Here is a 14,148-nt window from a genome sequence, read left to right on the forward strand (position 1 = left end):
TCCAATAATCAACAACAACCACGCTGAACAGGGACAGATCCGTGTACAGAGTCTTGTTGTTATGGTGTCTGTGCTGCACCGTCTGGGCACAGGAGTCACTGGTTGTGGGCTGGTCAAGCTGGCATCCGTTCAGCTTTCGCGATGAACAGCAGCAGTTGCAGGGGCTGGACATCGACTTGCTGGAGGCCATCTTCAGCCGGGCCGGTTTTGACGCCAGTTACAGCGAGATGCCCTGGGCCCGCGTGCTGCGCGAGCTGGAGTTCGGCTCCATACAGTTGGCCATGTCAGCCAGTCAAACCGCCCAGCGCGAACAGTTCGCCCGCTTTTCCATTCCCTATCGCAATGAAGAGACTGTGCTGCTCATCCGGCGCCAGGATGCGTCACGCTGGCAGGGGATAGCCCAGCTCTCCGATCTGCTGCCTCGCACCGAATTCACCATAGGCATGCTGCGCGACTTTGACTATGGCGTGGATTTTCGTGCCTTCATGCAATCTCCCCAGCTGAAAGATCGCCTGCTCGTCAGGCTGCGGCTGGACCAGCTGGTGAAATTGCTGCTGGCAGGCCGCATCCAGGGTGTGGTCATGGATCCCATGGGGCTGCAGGAACTGAGCCTCGTTGGCATGCCACTCGATGAGCTGGCCACACTGCTCACTATCCAGCAGACCCCGGTCCATCTGATGTTGAGCCGCCGCACCACCACGCCCCAGCAGTTGCAACGGCTCGACGAGGCCATCCGGGCGCTGCTGCAGAGCCCGGAATATGGGCAGATCCTAGCACGCTACCGCTACCCGCTGCAGTGAGGCATAGTGAGACAGATAAAAAAATGGGCCCATCGGGCCCATTGTTGACTGTGTCGCTTATTGTGCCAGCAGGTGACCTACCAGCTCATGACGCCACCCTTGCAGCAGCATGGGCTTGTCGGCGCGAGCGCGCTCTTCATCGCTCATGCGCCAGCTCCAGGTGAAGTACTGGTGAATGATCTTCTTGCTCGCCACCAGTTCCGGCGGAATGTTGCTGGCCTTGGCCTTCTCTTCCACCATCCCCTTGATGCGCTTGAGCTCGGCCTTGTACTGGGGATAATCCACCAGCCGGCGAATGGGCTCTGGCCAGCTCGCAGGGTCGCTCTGCTGGGCCGTCGCGACTATGTCCAGCATCCGCTTGCCGTGGATCTTGATTTCGATAGGAGCCAGCCCCAGCTCGTTGAGATCGCGCAGCGACGTGGGTTTGCGCTCCGCCACCTTGAACAGGTGCAGCTCCTTGACCACGAAGTTGAGGGCCAGATCCCGCCGTACCGCTTCTTGCTGACGCCAGGCGGCCAGCTCGCGCAGTATGGCCAGTTCACGGCGCCCCAGTTGCCAGGCATTGATGATCTCGAGATAGGCCTGACGGGGATCGCTGCCCTGGGTTTTGCGGGCCGAGTGGTTCTGACACTCCTGCTCGAACCAGGCAAACTTGCCGCTCTCGTGCAGCCGGGCCATCACCTTCTCGTAGAGCGGCATCAGGTAGAACACATCGGCCGCAGCGTATTCGAGCTGACGCTCGGTGAGCGGACGGGCCAGCCAGTCGGTACGGGCCTGATCCTTCTCCAACTCCACCCCGAGGAACTCCTTGACCAGGGCGCCGAAGCCCACCGAGACGCCGTGCCCCAGGAAGGCAGTCGCCAGCTGGGTGTCGTGCATCTGATTGGGCAGATGGCCGGCCTCGTGCTGGATCAGCTCCAGATCTTCGCCGGAGGCGTGCAATATGGCGATCTGCTCTGCCCGACCAAGCCGTTGCCAGAGAGGGGTGAGATCCAGGGCCAGAGGATCCAGCAGGGCCAGATGCTCGCCATCATAGATCTGGAACAGGCCCAGTTGGGGGTAATAGGTGCGGGTGCGGACGAATTCAGTATCTATGGCCAGGGGAACGTCGGCCAGGGAAGCGAGATACTGTTCCAGTTCGGCTTGCTGTGAAATGAGTTGATAGTGCATCTTTGCCTGCGCGTTGATCAGGGCCAAAAGAAAAAACCGTGGCATGACCCACGGTTTTGCATGACAGCGGTGCATCGCCCGCTATTGCTGCTTGGCAATTTCCTCGTCGCGCAGCACGCGGCGCAGGATCTTGCCCACATTGGTCTTGGGAAGTTCGTCGCGAAATTCTACCAGTTTCGGCACCTTATAGGCAGTCAGATGTGTGCGGCAGTGGGCAATAATCTCGTCCTCCTGCAGTTTTGCATCTTTCTTGACCACGAAGATCTTCACCAGCTCGCCGGAAACCTTGTGCGGCACGCCGACCGCCGCCACTTCCAGCACCTTGGGGTGAAGCGCCACCACATCCTCGATCTCGTTCGGATAGACGTTGAAACCCGAGACCAGGATCATGTCCTTCTTGCGATCGACGATCTTGAAGAAGCCCTGCTCGTCGCACACGGCGATGTCGCCGGTACAGAGCCAACCATCCTGCATCACCTCGGCAGTAGCCTCTGGACGCTGCCAGTAACCCACCATCACCTGGGGACCGCGCACCTGCATCTCGCCGGGCTTGCCAAACTCGGTGATCACCTGACCGGCATCATCCACCAGCCGGATGTCGGTGGAGCAAACCGGCAGACCGATGGAGCCGTTGTAGTCGAGCAGATCGTAGGGGCAGACGCTCACCAGTGGCGAACACTCGGTCAGGCCATAACCTTCCAGCAGCGGGGTATCGGTCAGTCCCTTCCACTGTTCGGCCACCGCCCGTTGCACCGCCATGCCCCCCCCTATGGTCAGCTTCAGCTTGCTGAAATCCATCGACTGGAATTCGCCGTTGTTGACCAGGGCATTGAACAGGGTGTTGACCCCTGTGATGCAGGTGAAGGGGTATTTTCTGATCTCTTTGACGAAGCCCGGGATGTCGCGCGGGTTGCTGATGAGCAGGTTGTATCCCCCCATGCGCATGAACAGCAGGCAGTTCACGGTCAGGGCGAAGACGTGGTAGAGCGGCAGTGCCGTGACCACGAACTCCTTGCCCCGCTCCAGCATGGGGCCGTAGACGCCGAGGCACTGCTCGACGTTGGCGATCATGTTGCGATGGGTCAGCATGGCCCCCTTGGAGAGGCCTGTGGTGCCGCCTGTGTACTGCAGGAAGGCGAGATCGTCGTTGGTGATCTCGGGCTTGATGTACTGCAGGTAGCGCCCCTTGGAGAGGGCCTGACGCATGGTGCTGGCGTGGGGCAGATTGTATTTGGGCACCAGCTTCTTGACGTATTTCACCACGAAGTTGACCAGCGTGCCCTTGGCCAGCCCCAGGTTGTCGCCCATGCGGGTCAGGATGACATGCTTGATCGGGGTGTCGTAGACCACTTTTTCTAGGGTATGGGCAAAGTTGGAGACGATGACGATGGCCTTGGCGCCAGAGTCCTTGAGCTGATGCTCCAGCTCGCGCGGGGTATAGAGCGGGTTGACGTTCACCACTATCATGCCGGCGCGCAGTATGCCGAACACGGCGATGGGGTATTGCAACAGGTTCGGCATCATCACCGCCACCCGATCACCCTGACTGAGCTTGAGCTCGTTTTGCAGGTAGGCGGCAAAGGCGCGGGACTGCTCTTCCAGTCGGCGGTAGGTGATGGTCTGCCCCATGTTGACGAAGGCAGGCTGATCGGCAAACTCGGTCACCGATGCCTCAAACATGTCGACCAGGGAGCTGTATTGGTCTGGGTTGATCTCGGCGGGGACCCCTTCCGGATAACGCTTCAGCCAGACTTTTTCCACGAACTTCTCCTGCATAACTAGCACCTGTGCGCTCACTGTGTTGCCTCCGTCCCTGTTCACATCCATTTAAATCGGTTGTTTTAAGCTCATGCTCTAATGCCGCACATATTTACATAGGGCAACATCAATTAACAGCAAATTAACAACGGAAAAGTGTGAGGGGGAAGACAAACCTGGAATTATTGAAAGCCGGTGATTCTACCGAATTTGACAAAATTTTTCGATACAAACGGCGGTATCGACCGAATTTTCCATATGAAAATGATGGTTTCCCGCTAAAACGACCATTTCTATTCGCTCGAATGCGCCATGACGCAACTGCCACTGCGCCAGCAGGCTGGCAAAGCCCTGCTCGCCCCGGATAAACAGCACAGGGCAGCGGATGGCCCGGATCAACGCCTGGGCCTGGCCTTCGCTCATGCGCAGTGGCGACAGATCCCGCAATCTGGGGTCGCTGCGCCAATGCCAGCGCCCTGCCCGCTCCACCAGTTGTCGCTCACAGATAAGCCGCGCCGCGTGCGGGGCAATGTCCGCCACCTTGCAACGGGCCATTACCGCTTCCTCGATGGAGGCAAAACCATTGGAGACCCGCTCACGGGTGCGGCTGCGATTTAACATCGCCCGCCGCAGCTGGGCCGGCACCTCCTCATCGGGCTGGCTCAAGGGGCCCAGCCCCTCCAGCATGATGAGCCGCTCCACCTGCTCGGGAAAGACACCGGCATAGGCGGAGGCGATCAGCGCCCCGAGGGAGTGACCGAGCAGGCTGAAATGCGACCAGCCTGCGGCCTGAACGATCTGGTAGAGATCGTCCAGCCAGTCGACAAAGACATAGGGGGTGGTTTTGTGATCCGAGTGGCCATGGCCCGGCAGATCGACGCAGATCAGATGAAAATCCGCCAGATAGGGGGACAGAGGCAGAAAGCTGGCGCCGTTGTCGAGCCAGCCGTGCAAGGCGATCAGCAGCGGCTTGCCCTGCTGCTCGTTGTCAAGCAAGGCCACCCGGCGACCATCGGTCAGGGTGACCATTTTCTCCTGCATGATGAGTGTCATGAGCAACCTTAGCGACGCAGCGGCCGTCTCGGCCAGAAGGGATCATAGAAGGGGTCGTAGAAGTAAGGGTCCATGTAACGGATCTCCACCTCCTTCACCGGCGGCCACAGCTTGCTGGAGCTGACATCGAGCACGGAGAAGCGATACTTGTGCTGGCCAATCTGGCCATCCACCGGCTTGTCGACAGTGCCGAGCACCGTCAGGCTGCGCCCCTTGGCATACAGGGTCGGATCGACGAAGCCCTTCATGACAGCGAAGAACCGACCCGGGCTCTGCTCGGTCTGCTCCGGCACGCCGTTGGGTTTGAGCGGCAGATAAACCATTTCGATGACACTCTTTTCCGTCAAATTATGCACCGCCGAGATGACCCCGCTCCAACGCGCCGGCTTGCCTTCCTGACCAGCCAGGGCTGGCTGATACGCCACCAGCTGGCTTTCCGGCTCATAGGCCAGTTCCTTGGGCACGGAGCTGCACGCGCCGAGCAACAAGCCAGCTACCCCTATCACAATCGCACGTTTCATCATGTCACTCTCCTGTTTGCCGAATACCGAACCTGTTACCAGACCCTGTCCGGCATGGGGATCCTGGTTTACGGCAGGAGCGACAGGCATGCCGCTTCCTGCCCTTATTCGCGACCCGGCAATTTTTTCCAGGTTACCTTGTCTCGCAAGTATACCGGGGTGGCCTGCTCCACAGGTACAGCCTCCCCCGCCAGCAAGGCGGCACGCGCCAGCGGCAGCATGTCGACGGCCGCCGGGAAGCGTACCTGGCTCATGACAACCTCCTCGGCCAGACCACCCAGGATCTCGCCATAGGTCTCAAAGCCGGTGCCGACACGGGCCCAGCGACCCGCCAGCGGGCCAGACGCCAACAGCGCAGCCGGATCGCTCACGACCTCCTCACCCACCAGCTGCATGCGGCCATCCTTCAGCGCGTACTGACCGAAGTAGACCTCCCCCATGCGCGCATCGATGGCGGTCAACACCCGCTCGGCGCCTTCCAGCCGATAAGCCCCCTGCGCCATGGCGGCCAGAGTGGAGATGCCGATGAGCGGCACGCCAACCCCGAAGGCCAGCCCCTGGGCCACGCTGATCCCGATCCGCACGCCGGTGAAAGAACCCGGGCCACGCCCGAACGCGATGGCATCGAGCTCGCTCAAGGCTATCCCGGCATCGTCCAACACAGCCTGAACCATGGGCAAGATTTTGCGGGTGTGATCCCGCGGCGCCTCTTCCCAGCGGGAGAACAGCTTGTCACCCACCAGCAGGGCGGCGGAGCAGGCTTCGGTGGCGGTATCAACGGCCAGGATCTTCAACTCGTTCATGCTTTCCAATCTCTATAAAATCAGTCAATTACATAACAGGCAAGCAAGCTGTGCTCGCCCGTTGTTCAATTCTGTCATCTATCTGCAAGCGGCTCGATGAAAAACCTCGATACGGGCTGCGTGGCCGCTGCATCTCTTGAAAAAATAGCCTTAACTGCCGTCAACAGGCCACTGGATACCCATCAGCGGGGCACCTATTCGCCACGATCGAAGAAGCTTCCCTACGTTGCTAGTTCCCGGGTGCAGGGCATATAACCGGCCGTCTTATTCGCCGCGATCGATGAAGCTTCCCAGCGTTTCCAGTTCCCGAGTGCAGGGCACATAACCGGCAGTCTTATTCACCGCGATCGAAGAAACTCCCCAGCGTCCCTAGCTCCCGGGTACGGGGAATGGCGGGCAGACTCTTGATAAAGGTGGCGCCGTAGGGTTTGTTGACCATGCGTGGATCACAGATGACGAGTACACCGTGATCACTGCGATCACGAATGAGCCGTCCCACCCCCTGTTTGAGCGCGATCACCGCCTTGGGCAACTGGAGCTCGGCGAAGGGATCGCCCCCCTTGAGCTTGCAATCATCGACTCGCGCCTTGAGCAGCGGGTCGTCGGGGCTGGCAAACGGCAGCTTGTCGATGATAACACACGACAACGCGGCTCCCCGCACGTCTATCCCCTCCCAGAAGCTGCTGGTAGCCACCAGCACGGCACGGCCATTCTCCACGAACTCCTTGAGCAGCCGCTGCTTGTTGTCCTCCCCCTGCAGCAGCACGGTGCGGCCTATCTCGCGGCGCAGCACCTCGGCCACCTGGCGCATCACCTGATGGCTGGTGCAGAGGAAGAAGCAACCCCCCGGCGTCTTGTTGATGAGGGGGATCATCAGCTGGGCCAACTGCTCGCCCCGCCCGAAGGCGTTGGGCTCGGGCAGAAAACGGGGCACGCACAGCCGCGCCTGTTCGGCGTAATCAAACGGGCTGTCGAGGATGAGCTCGGCGCTGCCCGCGAGCCCGAGTTCAGCCACAAAGTGATCAAAGCGCATGTCCACCGTCAGGGTGGCGGAGGTGAAGATCCAGGCCACCTCGGGACGCAGCACCTCGGCGCCAAAGCGCTCGGCCACCGACAGCGGGGTGATGTTGAGGGAGAAGTGCAGCCGTGAGCAGTCATACCAGTAGGAGAAACCGGTCTGGTTGATAGTCAACACCTCCCCAAGGCGGGCGCGCAGCTCGCAGATCCGCTCGAAGGAGTGATCCAGCTGCTCACCGCGCCCCAGCGCGAGTTTGAGCACCTCGTAACAGAGCCCGAGGGCATCGTTGAGGCGGGCCAGCGCCTGGGCCCAGAGCGGCTGGCGCAACATGTCGCGGGTATTGCCACGGCCACCGTCCACCCCAAAGGCGAGGCGCAGATCCTGGCTGGCGATGGAGAGCCGGTCCGCTGCCTTGCCAAGCTGCCCCATGTCGTGGGCCTCGGCGCGATAGGCCAGCTGGATATCCTGCGCCAGATCCTGGATGGTGCGGCTGCCCACCGATTTGCCGAAGTAGTTGGTGGCGATCTCCGCCAACTGGTGCGCCTCGTCGAACACATAGACCTGGGCTTCGGGCACCAGCTCGCCAAATCCCGTGTCTTTCACCGCCATATCGGCGAAGAAGAGGTGATGATTGATCACCACCACCTGGGCATCCATGGCACGGCGGCGGGCCACCACCAGATGGCAGTCGTCGTAATAGGGGCAGTCGCGGCCTAGGCAGTTGTCGTTGGTACTGGTGACGTGGGCCAGGATCTCGGCGTTCTCCTGCAGACCCGGAATGTCACCCACATCGCCGTTGTCGGTGGCGGTGGACCAGGACTTGACCTTGACCAGATCGTTGAGGATTTCCGGCTTTTGCAGATGGGATTCGCTGAGCAGGCGATTCATGCGCTCTATGCACAGGTAGTTGCTGCGCCCCTTGAGCAGGGCCACCGGCGGGGTGTAGGAGAGCGCCCCCGTGATGGTAGGCAGATCGCGATAGAAGAGCTGCTCCTGCAGGTTCTTGGAGCCTGTGCTGATCACCACCCGCTTGCCGGACTCCAGCGCCGGCACCAGATAGGCATAGGTCTTGCCGGTGCCCGTGCCCGCCTCCACCAGCAGACGGCCACCGCTCTTGATGGCGCTGGAGACGGCCTCGGCCATGGCCAGTTGCGGGGCGCGGGCAACAAAGCCGTCAATGTGGCTGGCCAGAGGGCCATCTGGCTTGAACAGGGTCTGGATGGTCAAAAGGGCGTCCCGCAGCAAAAGCGGGCATTATGCCAAAAATGCGGTGAAAGCGGGACTGATAATGCGTTCAGACGAAGAGATCGATCTGGTGCTCGGGATCCGGCTTGTGATCGTCCTCTTCGGGCTTTGGCTGATCACGTTTGGCAGAGGGGTAGGCCTGCTGGCGCTGCTGGGACTCACCGTTGTCGGTGCTGGTCTTGCGCAACTGGTGCTTCTGGCTGATCTGGGTCACTTCCCGCTTGATGTCGTCAGGACTCGGGGTCGCTGGCGCCCGCGGCAAAATGGGAAACAACAGGTCCTGGCTGGGCATGATCTCGCCTCCTCTGGGGCATCTTGTCTAGTTATCGACCAAGAAACCGTTTTCTCAACTTTAATCGATGGAATCACATTTTCGAGTTGCTTTTTCCGTCAAGGAAGGTAGTTTAAATCGGGCGTCAACTACGACATCTTATTTGTAAAGGATTAGTTACATGAAGTTCACCCTGCTGAAGACTCATCACCACCATCATCATCCCGACTAGTCTTTCAGGAGGTTGACTGCTGGAAGACACTTAACTGGTGACTTCCAAAAGGACCGCAAGATTCATAAACCCTCGGAAGCACATACTTCCGAGGGTTTTTTCGTTTTTGACTAGAAGGAAATCGAGCAAATGGAAACACAACGCCTGCGTATCGCCATGCAAAAGTCCGGTCGTCTAAGCCAGGATTCCCAAGCCCTGTTCAAGAGCTGCGGCCTCAAGATCAACCTGCGCGAGCAGCGCCTTATCGCCCATGTGGAAAACATGCCCATCGACATACTGCGGGTGCGTGATGACGACATCCCCGGTCTGGTGATGGAAGGGGTGGTCGACCTTGGCATCATAGGTGAGAACGTGCTGGAAGAGGCGCAGCTCATTCGCGCCTCCCAGGGGCTGCCCGCGGAAGTGAAAACCCTCAAGCAGCTCGATTTCGGGGGCTGCCGCCTGTCGCTGGCGGTGCCGGACGATGTGGCCTACACGGGGCCGCAGAGCCTGGCGGGCAAGCGCATCGCCACCTCCTACCCAGGTCTGCTCAAGCGCTTCTTCGATGAGAAGGGGCTCAATTTCAAGAGCGTCATGCTGGGCGGCTCGGTGGAAGTGGCGCCGCGCGCTGGTCTGGCCGATGCCATCTGCGATCTGGTCTCCACAGGCGCGACCCTGGAGGCCAACGGCCTCAAAGAGGTGGAGGTGATCTACCGCTCCAAGGCGGTGCTGGTGCAGGCCCCCAACCCCTTGAATGAGGCCAAGCAGAAGCTGATCGACAAGCTGCTGCCCCGCATCCAGGGCATGCAACAGGCGCGCGAGAGCAAGTACATCATGCTACACGCCCCCAAAGACAAGCTCGATGCCATCACGGATCTGCTGCCCGGCGCCGAGCGCCCTACCATAATGCAGCTGGCCGGTGACACCAATCAGGTGGCGCTGCACGTGGTATCCAGCGAGACCCTGTTCTGGGAAACCATGGAGCAGCTCAAGGCCCTAGGTGCCAGCTCCATCCTGGTGCTGCCCATCGAAAAAATGATGGAATAAGGAGGGGACACCATGCAGACCCTGATCTGGAAGACCCTCTCCCCCGCCCAGCAAACCGACGTGCTGACCCGGCCCGCCCTCAATGACGAGGCGGACATAGGCGCCGTGGTCAAGGAGATCATCGCAGCCGTGCGCAGCCGTGGCGACGAGGCCCTGCGCGAGCTCGGCCTGCGTTTCGAACGCGCCCCCCGTGAACAACTGCGGGTCAGCGAGGCCGAAATCGAGGCCGCCTGTGCGCGGCTGGATGATGACATCAAGAGTGCCATCGAAGCCGCGATTGCCAATATTCGCACCTTCCACGCCGCCCAGGTGCAGCCGGTGGTGCGGGTCGAGACCCAGCCCGGCGTGGTGTGCGAGCTGCGCACCCAGCCCATCAGCCGGGTCGGTCTCTATGTGCCGGGGGGCAGTGCACCGCTCCCCTCCACCGTCATGATGCTGGCAATTCCGGCACGCCTAGCTGGTTGCCGTGAGGTGGTGCTCTGCACCCCGTCGCCGGCCAGCGACGAGATACTGTTTGCCGCCCGCGCCTGCGGCGTCGAGAAGGTATTCGCCATCGGCGGCGCCCAGGCCATCGCCGCCATGGCCTATGGCAGCGAGAGCATCCCCAAGGTGGACAAGATCTTCGGCCCGGGCAACGCCTACGTGACCGAGGCCAAGGGCCAGGTCTCCCGTGACTGGCGCGGCGCCGCCATCGACATGCCCGCCGGCCCCTCCGAGGTGCTGGTGATTGCCGACGAGAGCGCCAATCCAGCCTTCGTGGCTGCAGATCTGCTTTCCCAGGCCGAGCACGGCCCCGACAGTCAGGTGGTGCTGGTCACCACCTCACCCCTGCTGGCCGATGCCATTGCCGGCGAGATCAAGGGCCAGCTGGCCCGGCTCAGCCGCCGCGAGATCGCCGCCAAGGCGCTGGGCGCCAGCCTGGTGATCCTCTGCGACAGCCTGGACGAGGCCTGCGCCATCTCCAACGCCTATGCGCCGGAGCACCTGATAGTGCAGACCCGGGCGCCACGGGAACTGCTTGGCAAGCTCGAGAACGCCGGCTCCATCTTCCTTGGGGCATGGACACCGGAGTCGGTCGGCGATTACGCCAGCGGCACCAACCACACCTTGCCCACCTACGGCTACGCCCGCACCTGCTCGAGCCTGGGGCTGGCCGATTACCAGCGCCGCTACACTGTGCAGGAGCTCAGCGTCGAGGGCATCCAGGGGCTCGGCCCCATAGTCCAGCGCATCGCCCAGGCAGAAGGGCTCGATGGCCACAAAAACGCCGTCACCCTCAGGTTGAGCGCACTTTCAAACCAGCCGCAAAAGGATTTGTCATGAGCATCGTCAATCTGGCCCGCCGCGTGGTGCGGGCCCTCACCCCTTACCAATCCGCCCGCCGCATCGGCGGCAAGGGCCACATCTGGCTCAATGCCAACGAGGCGCCCCAGGCCTACCCCTTCACCATCGAGGGGAGTCGCCTCAACCGCTACCCCGAGCCCCAACCGGCCGAGGTGATCAACGGCTACGCCGCCTATGCGGGGGTTAGCCCAAGTCAGGTGCTGGTGAGCCGGGGCGCCGACGAGGCCATAGAGCTGTTAGTTCGCACCTTCTGCGAGGCGGGGCAGGATCAGATCCTGATCTGCCCGCCCACCTACGGCATGTACGCCATCAGTGCCGAGACCTGTGGCGTGGGTATCGTCGAACAGCCTTTGACTGCCAGCCGTCAGCCGGACTGGGCCGCCATCGCCGACCGCCTCTCCGACGTCAAGCTGGTGTTCCTCTGCTCCCCCAACAACCCCACCGGGGATCTGATGGGTCGCGACGGCCTGATCGCCCTGCTGGAGAAAGCCAGAAAACGCGCCATTATCGTGGTCGACGAGGCCTATATCGAGTTCTGTCCAGAGGCGTCCGTGGTGGACTTGCTGGCCCGTTTCCCCAATCTGGTGGTGACCCGCACCCTCTCCAAGGCCTTTGCCCTGGCCGGGATCCGCTGCGGCTTTACGCTGGCGAGCCCCGAGGTGATCGCCATGCTGGCCAAGGTGATAGCTCCCTACCCCATCCCGGATCCCATCGCCCAGATAGCGACGCAGGCGCTCTCCCCCATGGGACTGGAGCTGATGCAGGAGCGGGTCACCGAGCTCAACAAGCAGAAGGCGATGATCAAGGCCGAGCTGGCCAGCCTGGCCTGCGTGCGGGAGCTTTTCGAGGACAAGGGCAACTTCATACTGGTGCGCTTCGTTGACGGCGCCACCGTCTTTGCCGCCATGAAGGCCGCCGGCATCATATTGCGGGATTTCTCCACCAAGCCGGGCCTGGACAACAGCATTCGCATCACCATCGGCTATCAGGGCGAAATGGACGCCGTGATCGCAGTATTGCGAGACGTCTCGGCCAACCGGATGCCACTCAACAACCCGTCTGCCGCCAGCGTATAAGGATGTCATTGATGAAGACCCCGTTTTTGTTTATCGACCGCGACGGCACCCTGATTGAAGAGCCGGTGACCGACAAGCAGGTGGACAGCCTCGCCAAGCTGCGCTTCGAACCCATGGTGATCCCTGTACTGCGCGAGCTGCAGGCCGCCGGTTACGTGCTGGTGATGGTGACCAACCAGGATGGGCTGGGTACGGCCAGCCTGCCGCTGGAAAACTTCCAGCCGCCCCACGACCTGATGATGCACCTGTTTGAATCGCAAGGGGTCCACTGGGAACAGGTGCTGATCTGCCCGCACTTCCCGACCGACGGCTGCAGCTGCCGCAAGCCCAATCTGGGACTGGTGAAGGAGTATCTGGCCTCCGGTCGCATCGATTTCGCCAACTCTTTCGTGATTGGTGACAGACAGACCGACCTGCAGCTCGCCGACAACATGGGCATCCGTGGCATTCGCTATCAGCCGCAGGATCACGACTGGCTCGCCATCCGTGATCAGTTGCTGTCCAAGGGACGCGTGGCCGAAGTGGAGCGCTACACCAAGGAGACCCGCATCCAGGTGGCGGTGGATCTCGACAAGATCGGCGGCAACCAGATCGCCACCGGCATCGGCTTCTTCGATCACATGCTGGATCAGATAGCGACCCACGCCGGTTTCAGACTCAAGCTGAAGGTGAGCGGCGATCTGCACATCGACGATCACCACACTGTGGAAGATGTGGGGCTGGCGCTGGGTCAGGCCATGCGCCAGGCGCTCGGCAACAAGCGCGGCATAGGCCGTTTCGGCTTCGTGCTGGCGATGGATGAGGTACAGGCGGTGATCGATGCCCGCCCGCTCACCGAGCAGGAAGTGAGTACCGCCCTGGACTTGAGCGGTCGCCCCTACTTCGTGTTTGACTGCCCGAGCGGCTTTGGCCGCGACAGCGTGGGCGAGATGGCCACCGAGATGGTGCCCCACTTCTTCCGCTCCCTGTCGGACGCCATGGCCATCACATTGCAGATGAAGGTCGGCAGCGGCAACACCCACCACCAGGTGGAGGCGCTGTTCAAGGGCTTTGGCCGCGCTTTGCGCCAGGCCATCCGGGTGGAAGGGAGCGAGCTCCCCTCCAGCAAGGGAGTTTTGTAATGGCAACGAACTCTCAAAAGCTGGTGATTATCGATACCGCATTGATGGTGCGGATCTCGCCAATCGACATGGGTAGGGGCACACGATGAGTACTCAGAAACTGGTCATCATCGACACCGGCTGCGCCAATCTGGCCTCGGTCAGAATGGCGTTCGAGCGCCTCGGCGTGCAGCCCCTGGTTTCCAGCAAGGCGGCCGATATCGAGAGTGCCGACAAGCTGATCCTGCCCGGGGTCGGCACAGCCGTGGCGGCCATGAAAAACCTCAACGAGCGCAATCTGGTGCCCCTGATCCGCGCCGCCAAACAGCCGCTGCTGGGCTTTTGCCTCGGCATGCAGATGCTGGCGGAGGCGTCCGAAGAGAGCATGAGTGCAGATGGCAGCAGCGGCGATCTGATCGACTGCCTCGGCATAGTGCCGGGCAAGATCCGGCTGATGGAGGTGGGCAAGCTGCGCCTGCCCCACATGGGCTGGAACCAGATTGAGCACGACGAGCGCCATCCCCTGCTCAAGGGCATCCCGAGCGGCAGCTACTTCTACTTCGTCCACTCCTACGCCCTGGAGGTGACAGACGCGACGCTCGCCACCTGTGACTATGGCACGCCCTTTACCGCCATCGTCGGGCGGGACAACTTCTTCGGCGCCCAATTCCACCCGGAGCGCTCAGGCGCAGCGGGAGCCCGTTTACTGCAAAACTTTTTGGAGCTATGAC

13 protein-coding genes and 1 other annotated feature are annotated in these 14,148 nt (G+C 61.4%); of the genes, 6 read left to right on the forward strand and 7 right to left on the reverse strand.

What is annotated here, in order from left to right; all coding sequences use genetic code 11:
* The first annotated feature begins 41 nt into the window (after window positions 1-41).
* On the forward strand, window positions 42-800 hold the full coding sequence (locus ACM3N8_RS00875) for a substrate-binding periplasmic protein (protein WP_416015297.1): 759 nt from the start codon (window positions 42-44) through the stop codon (window positions 798-800).
* A 57-nt stretch (window positions 801-857) separates the two neighbouring features.
* On the opposite strand, the gene rnd is transcribed toward ACM3N8_RS00875, so the two are convergent.
* The 7 genes from rnd to ACM3N8_RS00910 form a co-directional block, all read right to left on the reverse strand.
* Window positions 858-1,970 (reverse strand): ribonuclease D, encoded by a 1,113-nt coding sequence (gene rnd, locus ACM3N8_RS00880; protein ID WP_416015298.1) that lies wholly within the window; start codon window positions 1,968-1,970, stop codon window positions 858-860.
* A gap of 81 nt (window positions 1,971-2,051) precedes the next feature.
* On the reverse strand, window positions 2,052-3,731 hold the full coding sequence (gene fadD / locus ACM3N8_RS00885) for a long-chain-fatty-acid--CoA ligase FadD (RefSeq protein WP_103470893.1): 1,680 nt from the start codon (window positions 3,729-3,731) through the stop codon (window positions 2,052-2,054).
* Window positions 3,732-3,929: 198 nt separating this feature from the next.
* Window positions 3,930-4,781 (reverse strand): alpha/beta fold hydrolase, encoded by an 852-nt coding sequence (locus tag ACM3N8_RS00890; protein ID WP_416015299.1) that lies wholly within the window; start codon window positions 4,779-4,781, stop codon window positions 3,930-3,932.
* Window positions 4,782-4,789: 8 nt separating this feature from the next.
* Window positions 4,790-5,305, reverse strand: a complete 516-nt coding sequence (locus tag ACM3N8_RS00895; protein WP_416015300.1) for a Slp family lipoprotein — start codon at window positions 5,303-5,305, stop codon at window positions 4,790-4,792.
* Between the two features lie 101 nt (window positions 5,306-5,406).
* Window positions 5,407-6,105: a tRNA (adenosine(37)-N6)-threonylcarbamoyltransferase complex dimerization subunit type 1 TsaB gene (gene tsaB, locus ACM3N8_RS00900; protein ID WP_043555648.1), complete on the reverse strand. Its 699-nt coding sequence runs from the start codon at window positions 6,103-6,105 to the stop codon at window positions 5,407-5,409.
* A gap of 334 nt (window positions 6,106-6,439) precedes the next feature.
* Window positions 6,440-8,350, reverse strand: a complete 1,911-nt coding sequence (locus ACM3N8_RS00905; protein WP_416015301.1) for an ATP-dependent DNA helicase — start codon at window positions 8,348-8,350, stop codon at window positions 6,440-6,442.
* Window positions 8,351-8,417: 67 nt separating this feature from the next.
* The gene (locus tag ACM3N8_RS00910; protein ID WP_043134867.1) at window positions 8,418-8,660 is read right to left on the reverse strand and encodes a hypothetical protein; all 243 of its coding nucleotides are present in this window, start codon (window positions 8,658-8,660) and stop codon (window positions 8,418-8,420) included.
* 186 nt (window positions 8,661-8,846) lie between these two features.
* Window positions 8,847-8,971, forward strand: a sequence feature (His leader region).
* A 29-nt stretch (window positions 8,972-9,000) separates the two neighbouring features.
* Between ACM3N8_RS00910 and hisG the strand changes: the two genes are divergently transcribed.
* From hisG to hisH, 5 genes are all read left to right on the forward strand, one after another.
* On the forward strand, window positions 9,001-9,897 hold the full coding sequence (gene hisG, locus ACM3N8_RS00915; protein WP_043134870.1) for an ATP phosphoribosyltransferase: 897 nt from the start codon (window positions 9,001-9,003) through the stop codon (window positions 9,895-9,897).
* Between the two features lie 12 nt (window positions 9,898-9,909).
* A complete protein-coding gene (hisD, locus tag ACM3N8_RS00920; RefSeq protein ID WP_098984093.1) occupies window positions 9,910-11,220 on the forward strand; it encodes a histidinol dehydrogenase in 1,311 nt (436 codons plus the stop codon).
* Window positions 11,217-12,317: a histidinol-phosphate transaminase gene (gene hisC, locus ACM3N8_RS00925; protein WP_416015302.1), complete on the forward strand. Its 1,101-nt coding sequence runs from the start codon at window positions 11,217-11,219 to the stop codon at window positions 12,315-12,317. Before hisD ends, hisC begins: the two co-directional genes overlap by 4 nt.
* Before the next feature lie 11 nt (window positions 12,318-12,328).
* Window positions 12,329-13,438: a bifunctional histidinol-phosphatase/imidazoleglycerol-phosphate dehydratase HisB gene (hisB, locus tag ACM3N8_RS00930; RefSeq protein WP_290018278.1), complete on the forward strand. Its 1,110-nt coding sequence runs from the start codon at window positions 12,329-12,331 to the stop codon at window positions 13,436-13,438.
* 85 nt (window positions 13,439-13,523) lie between these two features.
* Window positions 13,524-14,147 (forward strand): imidazole glycerol phosphate synthase subunit HisH, encoded by a 624-nt coding sequence (gene hisH / locus ACM3N8_RS00935; RefSeq protein ID WP_241278784.1) that lies wholly within the window; start codon window positions 13,524-13,526, stop codon window positions 14,145-14,147.
* Window position 14,148: the final 1 nt, after the last annotated feature.

The sequence above is a fragment of the Aeromonas sp. A04 genome (assembly GCF_047780465.1).
In the GTDB taxonomy this organism is placed as follows: domain Bacteria; phylum Pseudomonadota; class Gammaproteobacteria; order Enterobacterales; family Aeromonadaceae; genus Aeromonas; species Aeromonas bestiarum.

What these genes read in the sequence shown, in the direction of transcription:
- rnd (WP_416015298.1), bottom strand. Translation starts at nt 1,970, where the DNA reads ATGCACTATCAACTCATTTCACAGCAAGCCGAACTGGAACAGTATCTC.
- ACM3N8_RS00890 (WP_416015299.1), bottom strand. Translation starts at nt 4,781, where the DNA reads ATGACACTCATCATGCAGGAGAAAATGGTCACCCTGACCGATGGTCGC.
- ACM3N8_RS00895 (WP_416015300.1), bottom strand. Translation starts at nt 5,305, where the DNA reads ATGATGAAACGTGCGATTGTGATAGGGGTAGCTGGCTTGTTGCTCGGC.
- tsaB (WP_043555648.1), bottom strand. Translation starts at nt 6,105, where the DNA reads ATGAACGAGTTGAAGATCCTGGCCGTTGATACCGCCACCGAAGCCTGC.
- ACM3N8_RS00910 (WP_043134867.1), bottom strand. Translation starts at nt 8,660, where the DNA reads ATGCCCAGCCAGGACCTGTTGTTTCCCATTTTGCCGCGGGCGCCAGCG.
- hisG (WP_043134870.1), top strand. Translation starts at nt 9,001, where the DNA reads ATGGAAACACAACGCCTGCGTATCGCCATGCAAAAGTCCGGTCGTCTA.
- hisD (WP_098984093.1), top strand. Translation starts at nt 9,910, where the DNA reads ATGCAGACCCTGATCTGGAAGACCCTCTCCCCCGCCCAGCAAACCGAC.
- hisC (WP_416015302.1), top strand. Translation starts at nt 11,217, where the DNA reads ATGAGCATCGTCAATCTGGCCCGCCGCGTGGTGCGGGCCCTCACCCCT.
- hisB (WP_290018278.1), top strand. Translation starts at nt 12,329, where the DNA reads ATGAAGACCCCGTTTTTGTTTATCGACCGCGACGGCACCCTGATTGAA.
- hisH (WP_241278784.1), top strand. Translation starts at nt 13,524, where the DNA reads ATGAGTACTCAGAAACTGGTCATCATCGACACCGGCTGCGCCAATCTG.